Source organism: Pseudomonas sp. Pdm06 (assembly GCF_014851795.1).
Lineage (GTDB): Bacteria > Pseudomonadota > Gammaproteobacteria > Pseudomonadales > Pseudomonadaceae > Aquipseudomonas > Aquipseudomonas fluorescens_AA.
In genome coordinates this window covers 96601-119829 of record NZ_JACVAH010000020.1, presented here as the reverse complement: position 1 = coordinate 119829, position 23229 = coordinate 96601, and the positions used below count along the sequence as shown (strand labels likewise).

Genomic DNA, 23229 nt, shown 5'->3' with positions numbered 1-23229 from the left:
GGTCTTTTGTCGCGTGACAGGTTGTCTCAGCGCGGGGTGCCAGCATCGGCCCCGTTGTTTTGAAGCACGGTATCCCGTGGCGAGGGAGCTTGCTCCCGCTCGACTGCGCAGCAGTCGCCTTTCTTGGGGCCGCTTCGCGCCCCAGCGGGAGCAAGCTCCCTCGCCACAGTTGTCCGCCATGCCCCTGGGCTACAGAGTTCCAAGGATTGAAGTAGATGTTTGGCTAACTATTTTTTCCAGCGGGCGTAATTTCTGGTTACAGCTCGGTGATAATCTCGATGCCTTCCTCATCGGACCCGTCATAGATGCCCAGCCAAGCGCCGCTGCTGCTCCGTCACCATCGTCCCTTCATCGCCTTCTGGCTGGCCCGGATATTCACCGCCAGTGGCTTCCAGATGCTCACCGTGGCCATCGGCTGGAACCTCTATCAACTGACCGGCAACGTCCTTGACCTGGGCCTGGTGGGGTTGGTGGAGTTTGCGCCGCGCGTGCTGTTCATGCTCCACACCGGGCATGTGGCGGACCGCTATGACCGGCGCAAGGTCGCCGCCATTTGCCAGTCATTGCAGGCCATGATTGCCCTGGCGCTGGCAATTGGCAGCGCCACCGACAACGTCACGCGGGAGATGATCTTCATCCTCGCCTTCCTGCTGGGCGCCGCTCGCTCCTTCGAAATGCCGACCACCCAGGCGTTGCTGCCGAGCATCGTGCCGGCGGGCCTGTTTCCCCGCGCCGTGGCCGCCGCACAATCGGCCCAGCAATCGGCCACCATCGTCGCTCCGGCACTCGGCGGCTTGCTCTACGCCTTCGGCAGCGTCTGGGTCTATGGGCCGACGGTGCTGCTCTACATCATCGCCTGCTGCCTGATGCTGAACCTGCCCGCCCGGCAGACGCCGCTGAACAAAGGCAAGGCGACCTTGGATTCTTTGCTGGCCGGGATTCGCTTCATTCGCAGCCGCCCGGACATTCTCGGGGCGATCTCCCTGGACCTGTTCGCGGTGTTGCTCGGCGGCGCGACGGCGCTGCTGCCGGTGTTCGCCAAGGACATCCTGCTCACCGGCCCCTGGGGCTTGGGCCTGTTGCGTTCGGCACCGGCGGTCGGGGCCTTGCTGATGTCGTTGTGGCTGGCGCGGTTCGCCGTGGAGCGCAAGGTCGGCCGGGTGATGTTCACCGCGGTGGGCGTGTTCGGCGTCGCCACCATTGCCTTCGGCCTCTCCACCTCGTTCTGGTTTTCCCTGGCGGTGCTGGTGGTGCTGGGCGCGGCAGACATGATCAGCATGGTGATCCGTGCCTCGTTCGTGCAACTGGAAACCCCGGATGAAATGCGCGGCCGGGTCAGCGCGGTGAACGGGCTGTTCATCGGTGCTTCGAACCAGCTGGGCGAGTTCGAATCCGGCCTCACCGCCCACTGGTTCGGCACGGTGCCGGCGGTGGTCATGGGCGGTGTCGGCACGCTGTTGGTGACCGGGACCTGGATCAAGCTGTTCCCGACCCTGGCCAACCGTGACCGGATGCACGAACCCGTGGATGCAGCAAAAGCCTAGAGCAACTTGTCGAGGGTGATGGGGAAGTCCCGCACCCGCTTGCCGGTGGCGTGGTAAATCGCATTGGCCACCGCCGCGGCCACCCCGACGACGCCGATTTCGCCGACGCCCTTGGAGCCTAGCGCATTGACGACCTCGTCGTGTTCTTCGACGAAAACCACGTCAATGTCGCCGATGTCGGCGCTGACCGGCACGTGGTACTCGGCCAGGTTGTGGTTCATGTGACGCCCCAGGGCGTGATCGGTCAGGGTTTCTTCGTGCAAGGCCATGCCGACGCCCCACACCACGCCACCGAGAATCTGGCTGCGGGCGGTTTTCGGGTTGACGACCCGGCCGGCGGCGATGGCGCTGACCACTCGGTTGACCCTTACCGTCCCCAAGTCCTCATCCACCCACACTTCGACAAACACCGCCGAGTGAGTGGCCGTGGCGTAGGCCTGGCGTTTTGCATCCGGCTCGGCGGTGACCTGGGCCTGCAACGGCGTCTCGCCACTTTTTTGCGCCAGCTCCGCTAATGCGACACGCGCCTCGCCCAGCCGCAGTTGGCCATCCACGAAGGTGACTTGTTCAAGGGTGGCGCCACTGAAGGCCGGGCAAGCCTGGCGAGCCACGGCCAGGAGTTTTTCCTTCAGCGCTTCACAGGCCTGCTGCACGGCGCTACCCACCGACGAGACGGTGAACGAACCGCCCTGCAGCGGCGCAGTGGGCAGCGACGAATCCCCCAGGACAAACGTGACGTCCCCAAGGGAAACGCCTGACGCCTCGGCGGCAATCTGGGTCATGACCGTGTAGGTCCCGGTGCCGATGTCCGTGGTGGCGCTGCTGACAGTCAGCTTGCCATGCGTATCCAGAGAGGCTTTGGCACTGGCCTTCTGCTGCATGGCTTCCCAAACGCCACCGGCCATGCCCCAGCCCACCAGTTGCCGGCCTTCACGCATGCTGCGTGGTTCCGGGTTGCGCTTGTCCCAGCCGAAACGACGGGCGCCTTGGGCATAACACTCACGCAGTTCCTTGCTGGAATACGGCTTGCCTTCGTTCTCGTTGCGTTCGGCGTAGTTGATCAAGCGCAGCTGGATCGGATCGATCGCCAGGGCACACGCCAGTTCATCCATGGCGCATTCCAGGCCAATCAGCCCGAGGGCGGCACCGGGCGCGCGCATGTCCAAGGGCGTGTAGACGTCCAGCGGCACCAACTTGTAGGTCAACGCCACGTTGTCGCAGTGATAAAGCATGCCGCTCCACTCCACCACGTGCTCGGTGAAGTCCTCGAAACGCGAGGTCTGGCCGATAGCGGTGTGCCCCACAGCCAGCAAGCGACCGTTGGCCGCCGCCCCCAGTTGCACCCGTTGGAGGGTTCGCGGCCGATAGCCAAAGGTGAACATCTGCTGGCGCGTCAGGCTGACCCGCACCGAGCGCTTGAGAGCCAGTGCCGCCATCACGGCCAACGGCAATTGATATTGCGGGCGCAGCCCGGAACCGAAGGCGCCGCCAACAAATGCGGCAAACACCCGCACCTGTTCCTTCTCGAGGCCGAAGACCTTTTGCACATAGGCTTGGCAGTTCTGCGTGCCTTGGGTCTTGTCGTGGATGTGCAGGTTGCCATCAGGCTGATACAACACGGTGGAGGCGTGTGGCTCCATCGGGTTGTGATGTTCGACCGGCGTGCTGTAGGACACGTCCACGCTGAGCGCGGAGCTGGCGTATTCGCCCTGAAAATTCCCACGGGGCTTGGGCAGTTCGGCCGGTGCCGGATGGGCGTCATATTGCAAGGAAAGCAGATCGGTCTGATGCGCCTCGACGTCGTATTCGATTTCCACCAGCGAACCGGCATACCGGGCCAGCTCAAGGTTTTCCGCCACCACCAGGGCCAGCGGCTGGCCGCTGTAGAGCACCTGGTCGTTGTACAACGGCCGGAACGGCGAGCCGTCCGCCGCATCGGCATCCTGGTAGGGCTCGTCGTAGCTGGCAATCCTTGGCCGGTTGGTGTGGTCGATGACCGCGACCACGCCGGGCAGTGCCAGGGCTCGGGACGCATCGATGCGCACTACGCGACCACGGGCGACTGTACCGGAGACGACGCTGCCGTGCAGCAAGCCGTCCTCGGGGTATTCAGCGGCGTAACGGGCCTGGCCCGTCACCTTGAGCAGGCCGTCGACCCGGTCGAGGGGTTGCCCTATGGATTTGCTCGGAGCGTTCATCAGGCGTGTCCTCCCTGGGGTGCGCAACCCAATGCGGCGTCACTCAAGGCACGGACAATCGCCCGGCGCGCCAGTCTGACTTTGAAGCCGTTGTGCTCCAGCGGCTCGGCGTTTTGCAGCAGCGCGTCGGCAGCGGCGGTGAAGGTTTCGCGGCTGACGGTCTGCCCGGTCAGCCAGCTCTCCACGGCGCGGTCGCGCCAGGGTTTGTGCGCCACGCCCCCCAGGGCCAGGCGTGCCTGGCGAATCACCGGCCCGTCCAGCTCCAGCGCCGCCGCCACTGAAACCAGCGCAAAGGCGTAGGAGGCGCGATCACGGATCTTCAGGTAGTGGCTATGGTCGGCAAAACCGGCGGCAGGCAATTCGATAGCGGTGATCAGCTCATCGTCGGCCAGTTGGTTATCCCGCTCCGGAGCAGCGCCGGGCAGGCGATGGAAGTCGGCGAACTCGATGGTCCGCGCCCCACCCCGGCCCAGGACATGGACCACCGCTTCCAGGGCCGCCAAGGCCACGCACATGTCGGAGGGATGGGTGGCCACGCATTGATCGCTGGCACCGAAAATCGCGTGGATCCGGTTCAAACCGTTCCGGGCCGGGCAACCGCTGCCGGGTCGGCGTTTGTTGCACGGTACGCTCGCATCGTAGAAGTAATAGCAGCGGGTGCGTTGCAGCAGGTTGCCGCCGGTGCTGGCCATGTTGCGCAGTTGCGGCGAGGCACCCGCCAGGATGGCTTGGGCCAGCAGTGGATAACGGCGCTCGATCCACGGGTGCCAGGCCAGGTCGGCATTGCTCACCAAGGCCCCGATCATCACCCCGCCGGAAGGGGTTTCACTGAGGTCCGCCAGGGGCAAACCGGTGATGTCGATCAGGTGCTCGGGACGGGTGATGTTTTCCTTCATCAGGTCCAGCAGGTTGGTGCCGCCGGCGATGAAGCGGGAAACCGGGCTCGACAAATCGACGGCGGCCTGCAGCGTGTCGGGCTTGCTGTATTGGAAGGGATTCATTGATCACCTCCCTGCTGGCAAAGTGGCAGAGCTTCTTCGATGGCATCGCGAATGTTGGTGTAGGCACCGCAGCGGCACAGGTTGCCGCTCATCAGCTCGCTGATCTGCCCACGGGTCTTCGCCCGGCCCTCGTTGGCCAAGCCCACCGCCGAACAGATCTGCCCCGGCGTGCAATAACCGCACTGGAACGCGTCGTGCTTGATGAAAGCCTGCTGCATGGGATGCAACTGGTCGTCGCTGGCCAGGCCTTCGACAGTGATCAGTTCGGCGCCATCACACATGACGGCCAGCGTAAGACAGGCGTTGATCCGCTTGCCGTCGCGCAGCACCGTGCAGGCGCCACACTGGCCGTGGTCGCAGCCTTTCTTGCTGCCCACCAGGTCCAGTTGCTCGCGCAGCAGGTCCAGCAGCGTGGTCCAGGCCAGCACTTGCAACTCTCGCACCTGGCCATTGAGGGTCAGACGGATCGGATGACGGACGAAGGACGCCTGCGTCGCTTCGGACAGGGTCGCGCTCATGGAACACCTCACGGTTGGTCGTACTCGCGGCGTTTTGGAGAACCGCCGTCATAAGGGGTACGACTTCAAGGTGGGGGTGAGCGTTCAAGGCAAATGCGCGATGAAAGAATGCCAGCGTCTGCTTCGCAGCCGAGCGGGAGCAAGCTCCCTCGCCACAGGCCGATGTGGATCAAGAGTGTCAGGCCAGCAACTCTGCCGCCACCACGCTCCTCACGCCCTTGCCACAGAGTTGCTCCACCAGCGTCAAGGCAAACGCCAGGGCAGCGGCCGAGCCTTGGGCGGTGATGCAGTTGCCGTCCACCACCACAGGCTGATCGACGAAGCTGCAACCGGACAACTGCTGGCTCACTGCGGGCAAGCAGGTCATGCGGCGCTGGCGCAGGACGCCGGAGGCCTGTAGCGCCAGGGCCGGGGCTTCGGCGATGGCGGCGAAGAAACGTCCGGCGGCGGCCTGGTCCTTGATCAGTTGTTGCAGCGGCTGATGGTTTGCCAGGTGTTGGGCACCGATGATGCCGCCGGGCAGAACGATCAGGTCGAAATCCTGCACGAGCATGTCCACCAGCATGCCGTCGGCCGTCAGGCGCGTGCCGCGGGCGCAGGTGAGCATGCGCCGCCCTTCGATGCTCGCCACCACGGTTTCGATCTGCGCTCGACGCAGCACGTCGATCAAGGTAACCGTCTGCAAGTCGTCGACACCCTCGGCGACGGCTATCAGGGCTCGGGGGATCTTGGTTCCAGGCATCATGGGCGCTCTCCGCTGGGTGATGCTTGTAGTGTAGGAGCTGCCGAAGGCTGCGATCTTTTGATATGCGCTTGGGATTCAAGCGTCGGGGGAAAGATCGCAGCCTCGCTGCGCTCGACAGCTCCTACACAGCGCCTACAGGGGCCAGCGATTATTTGATGTACAGCTGGGTCGACATCCGGTTGCCCGGTGCGTTGATCGACTGGTTGCTGAAGCTGAAGGTGCCCTCTTGCTTGCCTTTCAGGTCGAAGATATACAAATAGCCGACGACCTTGGTCCGCACGGAGCAGTCATTGAGATTGCCATTGCTGTACGCACACACCGGCGAGCGGGTGCCGTCGACTTCAAAGCCGTCCAGGGTGACATGGGGTTGACGGCCATAGCCGACCTCCAGCACATAGACCTTGATCGTCGGGCCGTGATCGCAACGCGTCTGCGCCTGCCCCGGGACGATGTCCTCGAAGCCGCAGGCCGGCGACTCGACCTTGAGCACCTTGACCTCACTCAAGGGCGGCGCCGACGCGGCATGGGCGGCCTGGCCGGGCAACCACAGGCCCAGCGCGCAACCCACGACCGCTAGCAGCTTTTTATTCATCTGAAGCATAGAGACCTCCCGGAACCGCGCGCAGTATGGCCCACTTGGCGCGTTGGCAAAACATCGACGACGATCGCAGCCACAACGCTACGCTGCTGGTATGATGCGCGGCTTTTTCCGACCCGCAGAAAATTCCCGGGCGCCGCTGGCGACCTGTGCTTTGCTGTTGAGGTCGATACATTCACGGCGCCGGGCGCGCCACGGGGAGCAGACATGCTGGAAAGGCTGTTTCAACTCAAGGCACACAACACCAACGTGCGGACCGAGATCCTGGCGGGCGTCACGACGTTCCTGGCCATGGCCTACATCCTGTTCGTCAACCCGAGCATCCTTGGCGAAACCGGCATGGACAAAGGCGCGGTGTTCGTCGCCACCTGCCTGGCGGCGGCCATTGGCTCCACGGTCATGGGCCTGATCGCCAACTACCCGATCGCCCTCGCCCCGGGCATGGGCCTGAATGCCTTCTTCACCTACACCGTGGTCCTGCACATGGGCCATACCTGGCAAGTGGCGCTGGGCGCGGTGTTCATCTCCGCCGTGCTGTTCTTCCTGCTGTCGATCTTTCGCATCCGCGAGTGGATCATCAACAGCATCCCGCTGCCGCTGCGCTCGGCCATCGCCGCGGGTATCGGCCTGTTCCTGGCGCTGATCGCCCTGAACAATGCCGGCATCGTGGTGAAAAACCCGGCGACCATGGTCGGCCTCGGCGACTTGAAGCAACCGGCGCCGATCCTCGCGACCCTGGGTTTTGTCCTGATCGTCGCCCTCGAAGCCTTGAAAGTGCGCGGCGCGGTGCTGATCGGCATCCTGGCGGTCACCCTTGTCTCGATCCTGATGGGTTTCACCCCGTTCGGCGGCGTCATCTCCGCGCCACCGTCCCTGGCCCCGACCTTCCTGCAACTGGACATCAAGGGCGCCCTGGACATCGGCCTGGTGAGCGTGATCTTCGCCTTCCTGTTCGTCGACCTGTTCGACAACTCAGGCACCCTGATCGGCGTCGCCAAGCGCGCCGGGCTGATGGGCAAGGACGGCCACATGCCGAAGATGGGCCGTGCGCTGATCGCCGACAGCACCGCCGCCATGGCCGGGTCGCTGTTGGGCACCTCTACCACCACCAGTTACATCGAATCGGCAGCGGGCGTCAGCGCCGGCGGGCGCACCGGCCTGACCGCCATCGTGGTGGCGATCCTGTTCCTGCTGGCGCTGTTCTTCTCCCCACTGGCCGCCAGCGTCCCGCCTTTCGCCACTGCGCCGGCCTTGCTGTTCGTCGCCGTGCTGATGACCTCGGGCCTGGCGGAAATCGACTGGGACGACATCACCGTCGCCGCCCCGGTGGTGATCACCGCCCTGGCGATGCCATTCACCTACTCCATCGCCAACGGCATCGCCTTCGGTTTCATCGCCTGGACCGCCATCAAACTGGTGTCTGGCCGTGGCCGTGAGCTAAACCCGGCGCTGGTCATTCTGTCGATCCTGTTCGTGATCAAGTTGGGTTGGTTCAACGCATGACTTTTGATTCCCAGGCCTACGCCGCTCAGTTGCAGGACAAGGTCACCCGCTTGCGTGACCTGCTGGCTCCGTTCGAGGCACCGGAACCTGCGGTGTTCGATTCGCCCCTGAAAAACTTTCGCCTGCGGGCCGAGTTCCGCCTGTGGCGCGAGGCCGGTGAACGGCATTACGCGATGTTCTCCCAGGACGACAAGCGCACGCCGATCCTCATCGAGGAATTTCCCATCGCCAGCCTGCGCATCAACCAATTGATGCCGCAACTCAAGGCCGCCTGGCAAGCCAGCGCGCCCCTGAGCCATAAACTGTTCCAGGTGGAGTTCCTGACCACCCTGGCGGGCGACGCGATGATCACCCTGTGTTATCACCGCCCGCTGGACGAACACTGGCACGCTGCGGCCTCGAAACTGGCAACCGACCTGGGCGTGAGCATCATTGGCCGCTCCAAGGGCAAGCGGGAAGTGATCGGCCATGACTATGTGGTGGAGCAACTCGAAGTGGGCGGCCGCACTTTCAGCTATCGCCAGCCCGAAGGTGCCTTCACCCAGCCCAACGGCACAGTGAACCAGAAGATGCTCAACTGGGCCTACGAGGCATTGGGGGAGCGCAACGACGATCTGCTGGAGTTGTACTGCGGCAACGGCAACTTCACCCTGCCCCTGGCCACCCGCGTGCGCAAAGTCCTGGCCACCGAGATCAGCAAGACCTCGGTGAACGCCGCGCTGAGCAATCTCAGCGAAAACGCTGTGGATAACGTCACGCTGGTGCGCCTGTCAGCCGAAGAGCTGACCGAAGCCCTGAACGAAGTCCGGCCGTTCCGCCGCCTGCAGGGCATCGACCTGAAAAGCTACGAATTCGGCAGCGTCTTCGTCGACCCGCCTCGCGCCGGCATGGACCCGGACACCTGCGAGCTGACCCGGCGCTTCGACAACATCCTGTACATCTCCTGCAACCCAGACACCCTCGCCGCGAACATCGCGCAACTGAACGACACCCACCGCATCACGCGCTGCGCGTTGTTCGATCAATTTCCCTGGACCCACCACATGGAGTCCGGGGTGTTGCTGACTCGGCGGTAAGTCCAGTCACACACCTGTGTGGCGAGGGAGCTTGCTCCCGCTCGGTTGCGCAGCAACCGCAAAAAGCTTGGGGCTGCTGCGCAGCCCAGCGGGAGCAAGCTCCCTCGCCACAGTTGCAGTCTCCCAACTACCGAGTCTGAGCCCCTTGTTCGATCATCGAACACTTAATGGCCATGGGCGTCGGCTTTATTTGACCAAATTAACCATCTAGTACAATTTATCTCCACCGGCTGAAACCCCGCCGACACCAACAATAAAAATGTGGAGAAATTGCGATGCCTCCGATCGTTCTGGTGCTCAACGGCCCGAACCTGAACCTGCTCGGCACCCGCGAGCCGGCAACCTACGGCCATGAAACCCTGGCCGACATCTCGGCACTGTGTGGCTGCGCCGCTGAAGAATTCGGCTTGGCGGTGGAGTTTCGCCAGACCAATCAGGAAAGTGAACTGCTGGACTGGATTCACGGCGCCCGGGGCCGGTGCGCCGGTATCGTCATCAACCCGGCGGCCTGGACCCACACCTCCGTGGCGATCCGCGACGCCCTGGTGGCCAGCGAAGTACCGGTCATCGAAGTCCACCTGTCCAACGTCCACGCCCGCGAAACATTCCGCCATCACTCCTTCGTCTCATCCGTCGCCATTGGCGTGATGTGCGGGTTTGGCAGCCATGGTTATCGCCTGGCCCTTGAACATTTCAGTCAGCGGTTGAAGGGTTGATGTCCATGTCGAATATCACTGTGCTGGCCGGCCTGATCGGTGCGGGCATCCAGGCGTCACGCACGCCTGCGCTACATGAGCAGGAAGGCGATGCCCAAGGCATGCGTTACCTCTATCGGCTGATCGACCTCGACGCGCTGAAGCTCGACAGCGGCGCCCTGGCTGATTTGCTGGTGGCGGCCGAACGCATGGACTTCACCGGCCTGAACATCACCTTCCCCTGCAAACAGGCGATCATCCCGCTGCTGGATGAGTTGTCGCCCGAGGCCCGCGGCATCGGCGCGGTCAATACCGTGGTGCTCAAGGACGGCAAGCGCATCGGCCACAACACCGACTGCCAGGGGTTCGCCGAAGGTTTTCGTCGCGGCCTGGGGGATGTGGCGCGCCAGCGCGTGGTCCAGATGGGCGCTGGTGGCGCCGGCGCGGCGGTGGCCCATGCGCTGCTGCTGGAGGGCGTGGAAACCCTGAGCATTTTTGACGTCGAGGTCAGCCGTGCCGAGGCGCTGGCCAACAACTTGAACCAACACTTCGGCCCAGGCCGCGCTCGCGCCGGGCATGACCTGCCCAGCGCCATGGCCGAGGCCGACGGCCTGGTGAACACCACGCCCATGGGCATGGCGAAACTACCGGGCATGCCGGTGCCGGTCGAGCTGTTGCGGGGCACCCTGTGGGTCGCGGAAATCGTCTACTTCCCACTGGAAACCGAACTGCTGCGCAACGCCCGCGCCATCGGCTGCCGCACCCTGGATGGCGGCAATATGGCGGTGTTCCAGGCGGTGAAGGCGTTCGAACTGTTCAGCGGCGTGGCGCCGGATGCGCAGCGGATGCTGGCGCATTTTCAAAGCATGAATCACTAAAGCCTGGTGATAAATCCTTTGTGGGAATGACTTGTGGGAGCTAGCTCGCTCGCGATGACGGTGTCTCAGTCACAATCGATGCTGACTGATCGACCGCTATCGCGAGCAAGCTCGCTCCCACACAAGCCCGCTCCCACATTCGGTTCGGTGTCAGGGCTGTAGGTAGCGCAACACCGACTCACAAACCATCTGCCGATGCCGCTGCTTGACCGCTTCAGCCGACAGGTCGATCTGAAAGATCTCACCGAACGTCTGGCGGTTGGATACCCGGTAGAAACAGAACGAGCTGATCAGCAGGTGTATATCCAGCGGCTCGAGACCGGCACGGAACACGCCCTCTTCGGCACCGCGACGCAGGATCACCCCCAGGGAATCGAGGATGGTGTTGGTCATCGCCTTGATCGTGCCTGACTGCTTCACGTACTCGGCGTTGTGGATGTTCTCGATGCAGACGATGCGCACGAAATCCACGTTGCGGTCGTGGTGGTCGAAGGTGAATTCCACCAGGCGCCGGATCGCGTCGACCGGGGCCAGTTCCGCCAGGTGCAAGCGGCTCTCGGTGGTGCGGATATCCCCGTAGAGTTTTTCCAGCACCTCGACGTACAACTGCTCCTTGCTGCCGAAGTAGTAGTAGATCATGCGCTTGGAAGTGTGGATGCGCTCGGCGATGGCATCGACCCGGGCGCCGGCCAGGCCTTGCTGGACGAACTCGACGATGGCTTCCTGAAGAATGTTTTCCCGGGTCTTTTCCGGGTTGTTCTTGCGACTCTTGCGCGGCGTGGCGACGGGTTCGTCGAGCGCTGCGGAAAGCTCTGGATTCATAGTCATTGCGGGGCTCACGGCCATCACTGCACAGGCTGGCGATTATGGGCCGCACCGTGCACTGAAGGAAGCCACGCCACTGTCCATTACCGCCGCGTTTACGATTTCTCTACAACTTGGCGTGCCGCAAGCCACCGCTGCGGGACTTGGCCATGGCCGCCAGGCGCACCGCGACGTTGGCGGCGCCATAACCGGCGTAACCGTTCTTGCGCTGGATGATCTCAAAGAAAAACCGCCCCTCGAACGGCTCGGTGTAAACGTGAAACAGCTCGCCACCCTGGGCGTCGCGGTCGTACAGCACGTTGAAATAGGCCAGTTCGCTAAGGAACTCGTCGTCGAAATCGAAACGCGCCGCCAGGTCGTCGTAGTAGTTGAGCGGGATGTCCAGCAACGGCACGCCCGCCTCTTTGGCACGACTGACCTGGGCGAAGATGTCGTCGCAATCGAAGGCGATGTGATGCACACCGGAGCCGCGATAACTCGACAGCGCGTGTGAGATCGCGGTGTTGCGGTTCTCGGAAATGTTCAGCGGCAAGCGGATCGAACTGCAGCGGCTGCGCAGCGCACGGCTTTTCACCAGGCCATAGGGGTCGGGCAAGACAACTTCGTCGTCGGCCTCGAAATCCAGCAGGCTCTTGTAGAACAGCACCCAACTGTCGAGGCTGTCGGCCGGCAGCGCCATGGCCATGTGGTCGATGCGCTTGAGCCCGGCCCCGATGACAGCCCCCGGTTGCAGGTTGAAATCGGTGCCGTAGACGTCGGCTTCCTGGTCCACCAAGTAGATCAGGCTACCGTCCGGTGCGCGCACCGCCGCCAGCTCCAGCTCATTGGGCCCCACCAGCCCGCGGTAGGGCTGGCCCTTGTAGGCAACGGCCCGCTCCAAGGCGCTGGCACTGTTTTTCACGCGCACGGCGGTGGCGCACAACGAAGGCCCGTGGGCTTCGAAAAAACTGTGGGCGAAGGAGTACGGTTCGCTGTTGAGGATCAGGTTGATATCGCCCTGGCGCAGCAGGCTGACATTCTTCGAACGGTGCTGGCCGGCCTTGACGAACCCCAGCCGCTCCAGCCAATGGGAGAGCTTGGCACCGAGACTATCGTCCACGGCAAACTCGAGGAACTCGATGCCGTCATATTCGCTGGCCGGCGGGGTGGCGAACAGGATGTCGGCATTGCCAACGACGCTCGCTTCTTCGGCCAGGCGTTGGCGGGTCTTTTCTTCCAGGTACAGCAGCGAGCGCAGGCCGTCGGCAGCATTGGCCCGTGGCGGCGCGGCGCGGAAGCCGTCGTTGAAGATCTCCAGCGACAGCGGCCCGGTATAACCACTCTTGATGATCGGCGCCAGGAACCCCGGCAAGTCGAATTCGCCCTGCCCCGGGAAACAACGGAAATGCCGGCTCCACTCCAGGACGTCCATGGCCAGGATTGGCGCGTCGGCCATCTGCACGAAGAAAATCTTCTCGCCAGGGATCTCGGCGATCGCACTCGGATCGCCCTTGAGGGACAAGGTATGGAAGCTGTCGAGCAACACGCCAAGGCTGGGGTGATCGGCCTGGCGCACGATGTTCCAGACCTGTTGATACGTATTGACGTGGCGGCCCCAGGCCAGCGCTTCGTAACCGATACGCAAGCCCCGCGCACCGGCCCGTTCGGCCAGCAGGCGCAGGTCATCGATCAAGATCTGTTCATCGCCGACGCTGTCGGCCGAGGCGTTGCTGCACACCAGCACCAGGTCGGTGCCCAGTTCCTGCATCAAGTCGAACTTGCGCTCGGCCCGCTCCAGGTTGCGCGACAGACGATCGCGACGGCAGCCTTCGAAGTCACGAAACGGTTGGAACAAGGTGATGGCGATGCCCAGGTCGGCGCACATCTGCCTGATTTCCCGCGGGCTGCCATCGTAATAGAGAAGGTCGTTCTCGAAAATTTCCACCCCGTCAAAACCGGCGGCGGCAATGGCTTCGAGTTTTTCCGGCAAGGTACCGCTCAAGGATACGGTGGCAATGGAACGCTGCATGACTTCGGCTCCCGGGACAGGCATCGGCTACAAAAGGTGCGCCGCTTTTGAAAGAGTCAGGCGATTATTGAGCTGCCGGTTTCTTTCAGCAATTTAATATGTACCATCCGGTTAGTTTTTTGGGCGATTATCGAACAAAATGCCGATTGCCGAATTGACGATTTTTTGCTCACTGCGCACCATCGCTCCCCACATCGACGCAAGCCCTGATCGCCGACGTCGATGGACAGACCCAGACCGACCATAAGAATTTCAAAAACGGGTACACGCTATGATTCCTTCCCAAAGTTCCCGCCTGGCCCCTGGCCTGGGGGCCTCCACCGGCAGCGTCGGTGACAAGATCCGCGGCGCCATGGCCGTGGGCAAGACCCGTTGGGGCATGCTCGCCCTGGTGTTTTTCGCCACCACCCTGAACTACATCGACCGCGCCGCCCTCGGCGTCATGCAGCCGATCCTGGCCAAGGAAATGAGCTGGACGGCGATGGATTACGCCAACATCAACTTCTGGTTCCAGGTCGGTTATGCCATCGGCTTCGTGTTGCAGGGGCGGCTCATCGACCGGGTCGGCGTCAAGCGCGTGTTTTTCTGCGCCGTGCTGCTCTGGAGCCTGGCGACCGGCGCCCATGGCCTGGCCACTTCAGCGGTGGGTTTCATGGTCTGCCGTTTCATTCTGGGCCTGACCGAAGCCGCCAACTACCCGGCCTGCGTGAAGACCACCCGGCTGTGGTTCCCGGCGGGCGAACGGGCCGTGGCCACCGGTATTTTCAACGCCGGGACCAACGTTGGCGCGATGTTCACCCCGATGCTGCTGCCGCTGGTCCTGCACGTGTGGGGCTGGCAGGCCGCGTTCATGTGCATGGCCGCCCTGGGCGGGATCTGGCTGCTGTTCTGGGGCCTGAAATACTTCAACCCCGAAGACCACCCCACCGTCAAACAGTCGGAGCTGGACTACATCCAGGCCCAGGACGAACCGGACCAGGTCCGCGTACCGTTCTCACGCATCCTGCGCATGCGCGGCACCTGGGCCTTCGCCCTGGCCTACTCGATCACCGCGCCGGTGTTCTGGTTCTATCTCTATTGGTTGCCGCCGTTCCTGAACCAGCAATACAACCTGGGCATCAACGTGACCCAGATGGGCATCCCGCTGATCATCATCTACCTCACCGCCGACTTCGGCAGCGTGGGCGGCGGGATCCTGTCTTCGTTCCTGATCGGTCGCGGCCTCAATCCGATCAAGGCGCGGCTGGTGTCCATGCTGCTGTTCGCCTGCTGCATCATCGGCGTGATCATGGCCGCCGGCGCAAGCAACCTGTGGATGGCGGTGTTCGCCATTTCCCTGGCCATCGGCGCGCACCAGGCCTGGACCGCCAACATCTGGAGCCTGGTGATGGACTACACGCCCAAGCACATGATGAGTACGGTGTTCGGCTTCGGCGGCATGTGCGCGGCCATCGGCGGGATGTTCATGACCCAGTTGGTGGGCCACATCCTCACGATCACCAACAACAACTACACCGTGCTGTTCACCCTGATTCCGGCGATGTACTTCATTTCCCTGACCTGGCTGTACTTCATGGCGCCGCGCAAGGTGCCGACCCTGGAAAACTGATTCCAGTCAGCCCGGATCATTCATCCAACGGTGGGAGCCAAGCCACTGCTGTGGGAATGACTCTCTACTGTGGGAGCAAGGCTTGCCCGCGATACAGGCGCCTCGGTTCATCAAGGACCGCATCGCCCTCATCGCGGGCAAGCCTTGCTCCCACAATCGATCCCTCCACAATCCGTGCTAAACCCGCCGCTGTTGCCACGCCGCCGCCAACCCACTCAAGCAGATCAGGGCGATGCCCACCACGGTGGTCAGCGTCGGCGTATGGCTGAAGAACAACCAGCCCAGCAGGCCGGCAAACACGATCTGGCAATACCCGAACGGCGCGAGCAGCGCCGGGGCGGCAAAGCGGAAGGCTTGGGTCAGCATCAGGTGCGCGGTCATCCCACAGGCACCCAGCGCCAGCATCATCACCCCATGCCACAGGCTCGGCACTTGCCAGAAGAACGGCACCAGCGCGCTCATCACCAAGGTGTTGCACAGGCCAGCAAAGAAATTACTGGTGGTCGGGCTGTCGATCTCGCTGAGCTTGCGCGTGAGCAGTTGGTAGAAACAGAAAAACAACGCCGAACAGAAGGGCAACAACACCGCCGGGGTGAACAGATCGCCACCGGGATGGACAATGATCAACACCCCGATAAAACCGAAGATCACCGCGATCCATTGACCGCGCGTCACGTGCTCCCCCAGCAACGGCACCGACAACGCGGTCACCAGCACGGGCGCGAGAAAGTTGACCGCCGTCGCCTCCGCCAGTGGGATGAACATCAATGCAGTGGTGAAAAACAGACTGGTGCCCAGCAGGCACAAAGCCCGGGCCAGTTGCCATAAAGGGCGCTTGGTACGCAGGACACGCAACCCAGAACGGGGCAGGAAAATACCCGCCATCAGCAATGTGTGCACCACATAGCGGGCCCACACCACCATGACGATCGGATAGAAACCCGAGAGATATTTTGCTAAAGCGTCATGACTGGAGAACAGGAACGTTGCGACCAGAATAAGCACGATGCCCTTGAAAGCCTGATTGACACCGGAGAGCGGGGTGCTGACGGTCATGAGGAAAACCTGCGTTGCTTGATGTAGGGGCCGTGACGCACGTTGCAGTTATTGGGCCAGCGAGCATACCGATAAGTTCTGAATCCGAAGTGTAATGAAAATTCCGGAGCCAGACAGGATTGGCTCACCGCTGAACCAAAACCCATGTCCGTTGCCTGACAGCTCAAGCGCGGCGCGCACCTTGGGCGCCTAAAAGCTAGACTCACCGCCACAGCAGTCATTTCTAGCAGAGTCATTCAGAGGACTTCCCACATGTTATGGAAAAAAGGTCGCCGCAGTGACAACGTGGTGGACGCCCGTGGTGACGGTGGGGGCGGTGGCGGAATGCGCTTCGGTGGTGGCAAGGGATTGAGCCTGACCGCCATTCTCCTGATCGTCGGCATTGGCTGGATCACTGGCCAGGACCCGATGCAGATTCTCGGGCAGCTGGCCGGGCAGATGGACCAGTCCGCGCCTGCCACGTCACAAACCCGCCAGGCGCCACCGGCCAACGATGAACAGGCCGAGTTCGTGCGCTCGATCCTCGGCGATACCGAAGACACCTGGGGCCAGGTTTTCCAACAGGCCGGGCGCCAGTACCAGCAACCCAAACTGGTGTTGTTCAGCGGTCGAGTCAACTCGGCCTGCGGCCTGGCCTCCTCGGCGACCGGTCCGTTCTATTGCCCGGCGGACCGGCAGGTCTACCTGGACATGAGCTTCTTCAAGGAAATGTCCCAACGCTTCGCCGCCGCTGGCGATTTCGCCCAGGCCTACGTCATTGCCCACGAAGTCGGCCACCACGTGCAAACGCTGCTGGGTGTATCGGCGAAGATCCAGGAAGCCCGCCAGCAAGGCCGGCAGATGGAAGGCGACGGCGGTTTGTTGGTACGCCAGGAATTGCAGGCCGATTGCCTGGCCGGCGTCTGGGCCAACCATGCGCAAAAACGCCTGAACTGGTTGGAGCCGGGGGACATCGAGGAAGCCTTGACCGCCGCCAACGCCATCGGCGACGACCGCTTGCAGCAACAAGGCCAGGGCCGCGTAGTGCCGGACTCCTTCACCCACGGCACTTCGGCGCAGCGGGTGCGCTGGTTCAAGACCGGCTTCGCCCAGGGCCAGGTCAGCCAGTGCGACACGTTCGCGGCGAAAAACCTGTAGATGAAGTGGCGCGCGTTGATCGGGCTGGTGCTGTGCTGCACCGTTGCCCAGGCCGAGGAACACGGCGTCAACGTGGTCGCCCAAGGGCGCCTGCAACTCAAGGGCGGCGCCATGACCGTCGCCGTCAGCCCGCCCCCGGCGTCCATCCAGCGCGTGCTGATCATCCTCCATGGTCGGCTGCGCAATGCCGACACCTACCTGCACAGCGCCGAAAAGGCCGCCGAGCAGGCGGGTCAATTGGCCACGACCCTGATCATCGCCCCGCAGTTTCTCAACGAACAGGACGTGGCCAGGCATCAATTGCCCAACGACCTTTTACGCTGGCACGGCAACGACTGGATGGCCGGTGGTTTATCCACAGGGCCGAATCCGGTCAGTTCCTTCCAAGTGCTCGATGACATCGTTGCGCGGGTCAGTGACCGGCAGCAGTTTCCCGAAGTGAAGGAGATCGTCATCGCCGGCCATTCCGGCGGCGCCCAGGTTGTGCAGCGCTATGCCCTGCTCGCCCAAGGCCAGTACCGGATCAACCCGCGGTTTGTCATCGCCAGCCCGTCGTCCTATGCCTATTTCGATGGGCAACGGCCCATGGCCTTCGACCCCGCCAGTTGCCCTGGTTTCAATCGCTGGAAATACGGCCTGCAGGACCTGCCCGCCTATGCCGCCGGACAGACGCCCGCCCGCCTGGAGGAGAACTACGTCAAACGCGACATCGTTTATCTGCTCGGGCAGCAGGACGTCGACCCGGAGCATCCGGCGCTGGACAAGGGCTGTGAAGCGCAAACCCAGGGGGCGTACCGGTTACTGCGCGGACATTTCTTTTTCGACTACCTGACGCGGCGTCATCCAGTGGGATTGAACCAGCAGCTGATCGAGGTGCCGGGGGTCGGGCACGATGGGAGCGGGATGTTCAATTCGCCGGAGGGGCTGAAGGCGTTGTTCGGGCAGTAAGCTTTGTGTCGACTAGGAAGGCCCTTTCGCGAGCAAGCCCGCTCCCACAATAGATTTGTGTCGAACACAGATTCTGTAATCGACAACCCTCCTGTGGGAGCGGGCTTGCTCGCGAAGGCGGCGGGTCAGTCACCACCCATCTCAAGCCAAAAGCATCCGCCGCAACTCAACACAATCGCGTGCATGCCAGTCCGTCAGCTCTGGCCATGGATTGTCCGGCAGGTTCACCAACACCGTCCGCGCACCCGCCGCACGGCCACAGTCCAGATCGAAGCGGTAGTCACCCACCATCACCAGCGTGTCCGGCGCCACGTTCCAGGCCTCGGCCAGTTTCAACAGGCCACCAGGATGTGGCTTGGGCGGTGCCTCGTCGCGGCCCAGCACATCCGCCACGGCGAAACAGTCTGCCAGGCCAATGGCCTCCAGGGTCACGTGGGCCAGTTCGCGGGCGTTGCGGGTCAGGATCCCCAGGCGATCGCCGCGCCCGGCCAGCTCTCGCACCAACTCGACCGCGCCAGGCGCAGGCTTGGAGCCCAGCGCCAGGTCCCGTTCGTGTTCCAGCAACCAGGCATGCTTGGCCGCCGCTTCCTCGGCGGGCAACCCTGCCAGATGAGTGAGAATGTCATCTTCGGCGGGAATCGCCAGGGCCACGCGGATTGCCGCGAAGTCATGCACGGCAATGGTCAGCGTGCCATCCATGTCGAACACCCAGTGACGAACCTCGGACAGGCTCATGCCCAGTCCTTGCGGTGGCGAATCAAGCCTTCCTGGGTGACCGAGGCCACCAGTTGCCCGGCGCGGTTGAACACGCTGCCCCGGGAGAATCCACGGGAATTGCCGGCCCACGGGCTGTCCATGGCGTAGAGCAACCAGTCATCGGCGCGCAGGTCGGCATGGAACCACAAGGCGTGATCGAGGCTGGCGACCTGCATATCCTTGTGCCACACCGATTTGCCATGGGGCAGCAGCGAAGTGGTCAGCAGGCCGAAGTCCGACGCGTAGGCCAGCAGGTATTTGTGCAAGGCCGGCGAGTCCGCCAGAGCGCCATCGGCACGGAACCACACGTATTTCACCGGGTCGGCCGGTTGCGGGTTGTAAGGGTCTTTTTCGGTGACCGGGCGCACCTCGATCGGCTTGGGGCACAGCAGTTTTTCGCGCATGTGCTCGGGTAGCAGGTGCGCCCGCTGCTGGGTCAGTTCCAGTTCTGAAGGCAGGTTTTCCGGCCCCACCACCTGGGGCATGGTGCTCTGGTGTTCAAAGCCCTCTTCGTCGTACTGGAATGACGCACTGCAGGTAAAAATCGGGTTGCCCTTCTGGATCGCCGTCACCCGGCGGGTGCTGAAGCTGCCACCGTCACGCACCCGGTCCACCTGGTAGACCACCGGCAGCGCGGCATCCCCCGGACGCAGGAAATAACCGTGCATCGAATGCACATGGCGCGCCTCTTCCACAGTCTGGCTGGCCGCCGACAACGACTGGCCCAGCACCTGGCCGCCGAACAACTGGCGAAACCCCAGATCCTGGCTGCGACCGCGAAACAGGTTCTCTTCGATCGGTTCCAGGGTCAGCAGGTCGACCAGATCTTCCAACACGTGGCTCATTCAGACTTTCCTCACACAGCGCAATGACCGCGCAGTCTACGCTGCGGCGGTGGATCGATTGTTGGCCCGGGCCATTTGGCGGGCATTGTAAACGTCCGTGTCGGCTAACCGTGCAGGGTCTGCAACCACTGCTCACGATTGATGCGATAGAGCACATGGTGACGCAATGGATGACCGACGGCGAGTGTCGGGTGCTCGAAGTCGTCCGCCGGGTCGTGCTGCATGCCAATGGCCTGCATGACCTTTTGCGAGGGCAGGTTATCGACGGCGGTGAACGCCACCACTTCGTCCAGCGTCAACTGGTCGAAGGCACAACGCAGGGCGGTCCACGCCGCTTCGCTGGCATACCCCAGGCCCCAGTGCTCCCGGGCCAGGCGCCAGCCGATTTCGATGGCCGGCGTGAACGGCGCGTCGAACCCGACCACACCGAGCCCGGTAAAACCGATGAAGTCCCCGGTGTCCTTGCGTTCCAGCGCCCACAAACCAAAACCATGCTCGGCGAAATGCCCCCGAACGCGGCCGATCAGGGCGGCGCTTTCCAGGCGGCTCAGGCGCTCAGGGAAATAACGCATCACCTGCGGGTCGGCGCACATCGCGGCAAATTCCGGCAAGTCATCATCGCGCCACTGCCGCAAGAGCAACCGTGCGCTTTCCAGTTCCAGTATCGGCTCCATCTTCACTCCCTTTCCATGCTCCAGAGTCTACATCGCTGGTAGGATCCGTCACTCAATCACTACTGAAAACACCATGTCACTGCCGCTGATCTATCACGAAGACTACAGCCCCGAATTCCCGGCGGAACACCGTTTCCCCATGGACAAGTTTCGCCTGCTGCGCGATCACCTGGTGGACAGCGGCCTGACCCGTGACGCCGACCTGTTGCGTCCGGCGCTGTGTCCGCCGGACATCCTCGCCCTGGCCCACGACCGTGCCTATATCGAACGCTACATGGGCGGCGAGTTGTCCCGCGAAGACCAACGGCGACTTGGCCTGCCCTGGAGCGAGGCCCTGGCCCGCCGAACGGTGCGCGCCGTGGGCGGTTCGCTGCTGGCCGCCGAACAAGCCCTTGAACACGGACTGGCCTGTCACTTGGCCGGCGGCACCCATCACGCCCACTACGACCACCCGGCCGGGTTCTGCATTTTCAACGACCTGGCGGTGATCAGCCGCTATTTCCTGGCCAGCGGTCGGGTTTCGCGGGTGCTGATTTTCGATTGCGATGTGCATCAGGGCGACGGCACCGCCCGAATACTCCATGACACCCCGGACGCCGTGACAGTTTCCTTGCACTGCGAAAAGAATTTTCCCGCACGCAAGGCGCACAGCGATTGGGACATTCCCCTGCCGATGGGCATGGAGGACGCCGCCTACCTGAAGGTGGTGGACGACGCGCTCAACTACCTGCTGCCGCTCTACCAGCCGGATCTGGTGCTGTATGACGCCGGCGTCGACGTACACAAGGACGACGCCCTCGGTTACTTGAAACTGACCGACGAAGGCCTCGCCGCCCGGGACGAGAGCGTCATGCGTCATTGCCTGGGGCGCGACATCCCGGTGGTCGGCGTGATCGGCGGTGGCTACAGCAAGGACCGCCAGGCCCTGGCTCGCCGCCACGGGATCCTGCACCACAGCGCACAAAGGGTCTGGACGTCATCAGGTTGTCACTGAAACCTGGGCTTTACCCACAATGCCTGTGGAGCGGCCTGTGGATAACCTGAGCGAAACGGCCTACAGGCTATGTTGCCTATAGCTTACGAACGCTTGGCTATTTTTTGATCACACCCTCAAGAACACCGCATACAAGTGTGGGAGCGGGCTTGCTCGCGAAAGCGGTGTATCAGCTACATGGATATCCGACTGTCACACCGCCTTCGCGAGCAAGCCCGCTCCCACAGGGATCTGTGCTGATAGAATGCGCGGCTTATTCCCCAGCCTCACCAATTGCCATGACCCAAGCCACCCAATCCTACACACCAAACATCGCCATCATCGGCGGTGGCCCCGCTGGCCTGATGGCGGCCGAGGTGTTGAGCCAGGCCGGCCTGCGAGTCGACCTGTACGACGGCATGCCATCGGTGGGCAGGAAATTCCTGCTGGCCGGCGTGGGCGGCATGAACATCACCCACTCCGAAGCCTTCCCGGCTTTCCTGTCCCGCTACGCCGAACGCGCGCCAAACCTCGCGCCGCTGTTGCGGGCATTCGGGGCGGATGAGTTATGCACATGGATCCACGGGCTGGGCATCGACACCTTTGTCGGCAGCTCCGGGCGGGTATTTCCTACCGACATGAAGGCCGCCCCGCTGTTGCGCGCCTGGTTGAAACGCCTGCGCGATGCTGGCGTGGTGATCCACACGCGTCATCGCTGGCTCGGCTGGAACCAGGATGGCAGCTTGCGCATCGCCTCCCCGGAAGGCGACAAAACCCTGCACCCCAAGGCCACCTTGCTGGCGTTGGGCGGCGGCAGTTGGTCGCGCCTGGGCTCCGACGGCGCCTGGATGCTACCGCTGGAACAACACGGCGTAGCCCTGGCGCCACTGCAACCCAGCAACTGCGGGTTCGAGGTAGAAGCCTGGAGCGACCTGATGATCAGCAAATTCGCTGGCGCCCCACTCAAGAACATCGCCATGGGCCTGAACGACGATGTACCGCGCCTCGGCGAATGCGTGCTCACCGCCACCGGCCTCGAAGGCAGCCTGGTCTACGCCCTGTCGGCAGCGATTCGCGAAGCGATCAACCAATACGGCAGCGCGACCATTCATCTGGACCTATTGCCGGGCCGGCCTGTGGATAAAATCCTCCAGGCCCTGAACAAACCACGGGGCTCACGCTCGATGGCCAAGCACTTGCACAGCCAGTTGGGGATCGACGGCGTCAAGGCGGCGCTGTTGCGCGAGCTCACGCCGGCCGAGTGTTTCACTGACCCGGCGCGGCTGGCCCAGGCAATCAAGGCCTTGCCGCTCACCCTGGTGAAGCCCCGCCCCTTGGACGAAGCCATCAGCAGCGCCGGTGGCGTGACGTTCGAAGCCCTGGATGAACGCCTGATGCTCAAGCAAGTGCCCGGGGTTTTCTGCGCCGGGGAAATGCTCGACTGGGAAGCGCCGACCGGCGGCTACCTGCTCACGGCGTGCTTTGCCAGTGGCCGGACGGCGGGGTTGGGAATGCTGGAGTGGCTACAGCGCAAGGGTTGAAGACCGAGGCGCGCCTATCGCGAGCAAGCTCGCTCCCACATTTATCGCAATCCTTATGACAGAACCCGGTCAACTGTGGGAGCGAGCTTGCTCGCGATAGC

The 23229-nt window shown here is 63.0% G+C and carries 21 protein-coding genes; 10 read left to right on the top strand and 11 right to left on the bottom strand.

What is annotated here, in order from left to right:
• Nucleotides 1–305: 305 nt before the first annotated feature.
• Nucleotides 306–1544 (top strand): MFS transporter, encoded by a 1239-nt coding sequence (locus tag IB266_RS27260; protein ID WP_060740530.1) that lies wholly within the window; start codon nt 306–308, stop codon nt 1542–1544.
• Here the strand turns inward: IB266_RS27260 and IB266_RS27255 are convergent.
• The 5 genes from IB266_RS27255 to IB266_RS27235 form a co-directional block, all read right to left on the bottom strand.
• On the bottom strand, nt 1541–3742 hold the full coding sequence (locus IB266_RS27255; protein WP_192263582.1) for a xanthine dehydrogenase family protein molybdopterin-binding subunit: 2202 nt from the start codon (nt 3740–3742) through the stop codon (nt 1541–1543). The genes IB266_RS27260 and IB266_RS27255 overlap by 4 nt on opposite strands.
• Nucleotides 3742–4743, bottom strand: coding sequence for an FAD binding domain-containing protein (locus IB266_RS27250; protein WP_192263580.1), 1002 nt, complete (start codon nt 4741–4743; stop codon nt 3742–3744). Before IB266_RS27250 ends, IB266_RS27255 begins: the two co-directional genes overlap by 1 nt.
• Nucleotides 4740–5261 (bottom strand): (2Fe-2S)-binding protein, encoded by a 522-nt coding sequence (locus tag IB266_RS27245; RefSeq protein ID WP_060740527.1) that lies wholly within the window; start codon nt 5259–5261, stop codon nt 4740–4742. Before IB266_RS27245 ends, IB266_RS27250 begins: the two co-directional genes overlap by 4 nt.
• Before the next feature lie 178 nt (nt 5262–5439).
• Nucleotides 5440–6006: a DJ-1 family glyoxalase III gene (locus tag IB266_RS27240; RefSeq protein WP_192263578.1), complete on the bottom strand. Its 567-nt coding sequence runs from the start codon at nt 6004–6006 to the stop codon at nt 5440–5442.
• 148 nt (nt 6007–6154) lie between these two features.
• Complete coding sequence (locus IB266_RS27235) at nt 6155–6607, bottom strand: DUF4879 domain-containing protein (RefSeq protein ID WP_092205475.1); 453 nt, start codon at nt 6605–6607, stop codon at nt 6155–6157.
• 204 nt (nt 6608–6811) lie between these two features.
• On the opposite strand from IB266_RS27235, the gene IB266_RS27230 reads away from it, so the two are divergent.
• The 4 genes from IB266_RS27230 (at nt 6812) to IB266_RS27215 (ending at nt 10756) form a co-directional block, all read left to right on the top strand.
• Entirely contained in the window at nt 6812–8107 is a 1296-nt protein-coding gene (locus tag IB266_RS27230; RefSeq protein ID WP_092174016.1) for an NCS2 family permease, read from the top strand.
• A complete protein-coding gene (trmA, locus tag IB266_RS27225; RefSeq protein WP_092205477.1) occupies nt 8104–9183 on the top strand; it encodes a tRNA (uridine(54)-C5)-methyltransferase TrmA in 1080 nt (359 codons plus the stop codon). Before IB266_RS27230 ends, trmA begins: the two co-directional genes overlap by 4 nt.
• A 275-nt stretch (nt 9184–9458) precedes the next feature.
• Nucleotides 9459–9899, top strand: coding sequence for a type II 3-dehydroquinate dehydratase (gene aroQ, locus IB266_RS27220; protein ID WP_192263576.1), 441 nt, complete (start codon nt 9459–9461; stop codon nt 9897–9899).
• Nucleotides 9900–9904: 5 nt separating this feature from the next.
• Nucleotides 9905–10756, top strand: a complete 852-nt coding sequence (locus IB266_RS27215) for a shikimate dehydrogenase (protein WP_412548323.1) — start codon at nt 9905–9907, stop codon at nt 10754–10756.
• Between the two features lie 150 nt (nt 10757–10906).
• Here the strand turns inward: IB266_RS27215 and IB266_RS27210 are convergent, their stop codons facing one another.
• Complete coding sequence (locus IB266_RS27210) at nt 10907–11584, bottom strand: TetR/AcrR family transcriptional regulator (RefSeq protein WP_060740520.1); 678 nt, start codon at nt 11582–11584, stop codon at nt 10907–10909.
• 103 nt (nt 11585–11687) lie between these two features.
• Nucleotides 11688–13589, bottom strand: coding sequence for a 3-dehydroshikimate dehydratase QuiC (quiC, locus tag IB266_RS27205; protein ID WP_192263572.1), 1902 nt, complete (start codon nt 13587–13589; stop codon nt 11688–11690).
• Nucleotides 13590–13860: 271 nt separating this feature from the next.
• Between quiC and IB266_RS27200 the strand changes: the two genes are divergently transcribed.
• Complete coding sequence (locus IB266_RS27200; protein ID WP_192263570.1) at nt 13861–15198, top strand: MFS transporter; 1338 nt, start codon at nt 13861–13863, stop codon at nt 15196–15198.
• A 177-nt stretch (nt 15199–15375) separates the two neighbouring features.
• On the opposite strand, the gene IB266_RS27195 is transcribed toward IB266_RS27200, so the two are convergent.
• Nucleotides 15376–16254 carry a DMT family transporter gene (locus tag IB266_RS27195; protein WP_060740517.1) on the bottom strand — a complete coding sequence of 293 codons (879 nt, stop codon included), beginning with the start codon at nt 16252–16254 and terminating at the stop codon, nt 15376–15378.
• Nucleotides 16255–16506: 252 nt separating this feature from the next.
• Here IB266_RS27195 and IB266_RS27190 point away from each other — a divergent pair, with 252 nt between their 5' ends.
• Nucleotides 16507–17391: a neutral zinc metallopeptidase gene (locus tag IB266_RS27190; protein WP_060740516.1), complete on the top strand. Its 885-nt coding sequence runs from the start codon at nt 16507–16509 to the stop codon at nt 17389–17391.
• Complete coding sequence (locus tag IB266_RS27185) at nt 17392–18339, top strand: alpha/beta hydrolase (RefSeq protein WP_192263568.1); 948 nt, start codon at nt 17392–17394, stop codon at nt 18337–18339.
• A 141-nt stretch (nt 18340–18480) separates the two neighbouring features.
• Here IB266_RS27185 and IB266_RS27180 read toward each other — a convergent pair whose 3' ends face one another.
• From IB266_RS27180 to IB266_RS27170, 3 genes are all read right to left on the bottom strand, one after another.
• Nucleotides 18481–19074 carry an HAD family hydrolase gene (locus IB266_RS27180; protein ID WP_192263566.1) on the bottom strand — a complete coding sequence of 198 codons (594 nt, stop codon included), beginning with the start codon at nt 19072–19074 and terminating at the stop codon, nt 18481–18483.
• On the bottom strand, nt 19071–19940 hold the full coding sequence (tesB, locus tag IB266_RS27175; protein WP_060740513.1) for an acyl-CoA thioesterase II: 870 nt from the start codon (nt 19938–19940) through the stop codon (nt 19071–19073). The genes IB266_RS27180 and tesB overlap by 4 nt, the downstream gene beginning before the upstream one ends.
• Before the next feature lie 104 nt (nt 19941–20044).
• Nucleotides 20045–20614, bottom strand: coding sequence for a GNAT family N-acetyltransferase (locus IB266_RS27170; protein ID WP_072411436.1), 570 nt, complete (start codon nt 20612–20614; stop codon nt 20045–20047).
• A gap of 73 nt (nt 20615–20687) precedes the next feature.
• On the opposite strand from IB266_RS27170, the gene IB266_RS27165 reads away from it, so the two are divergent.
• A complete protein-coding gene (locus IB266_RS27165) occupies nt 20688–21608 on the top strand; it encodes a histone deacetylase (protein ID WP_060740511.1) in 921 nt (306 codons plus the stop codon).
• Between the two features lie 278 nt (nt 21609–21886).
• Nucleotides 21887–23128: a TIGR03862 family flavoprotein gene (locus IB266_RS27160; RefSeq protein WP_192263564.1), complete on the top strand. Its 1242-nt coding sequence runs from the start codon at nt 21887–21889 to the stop codon at nt 23126–23128.
• Nucleotides 23129–23229: the final 101 nt, after the last annotated feature.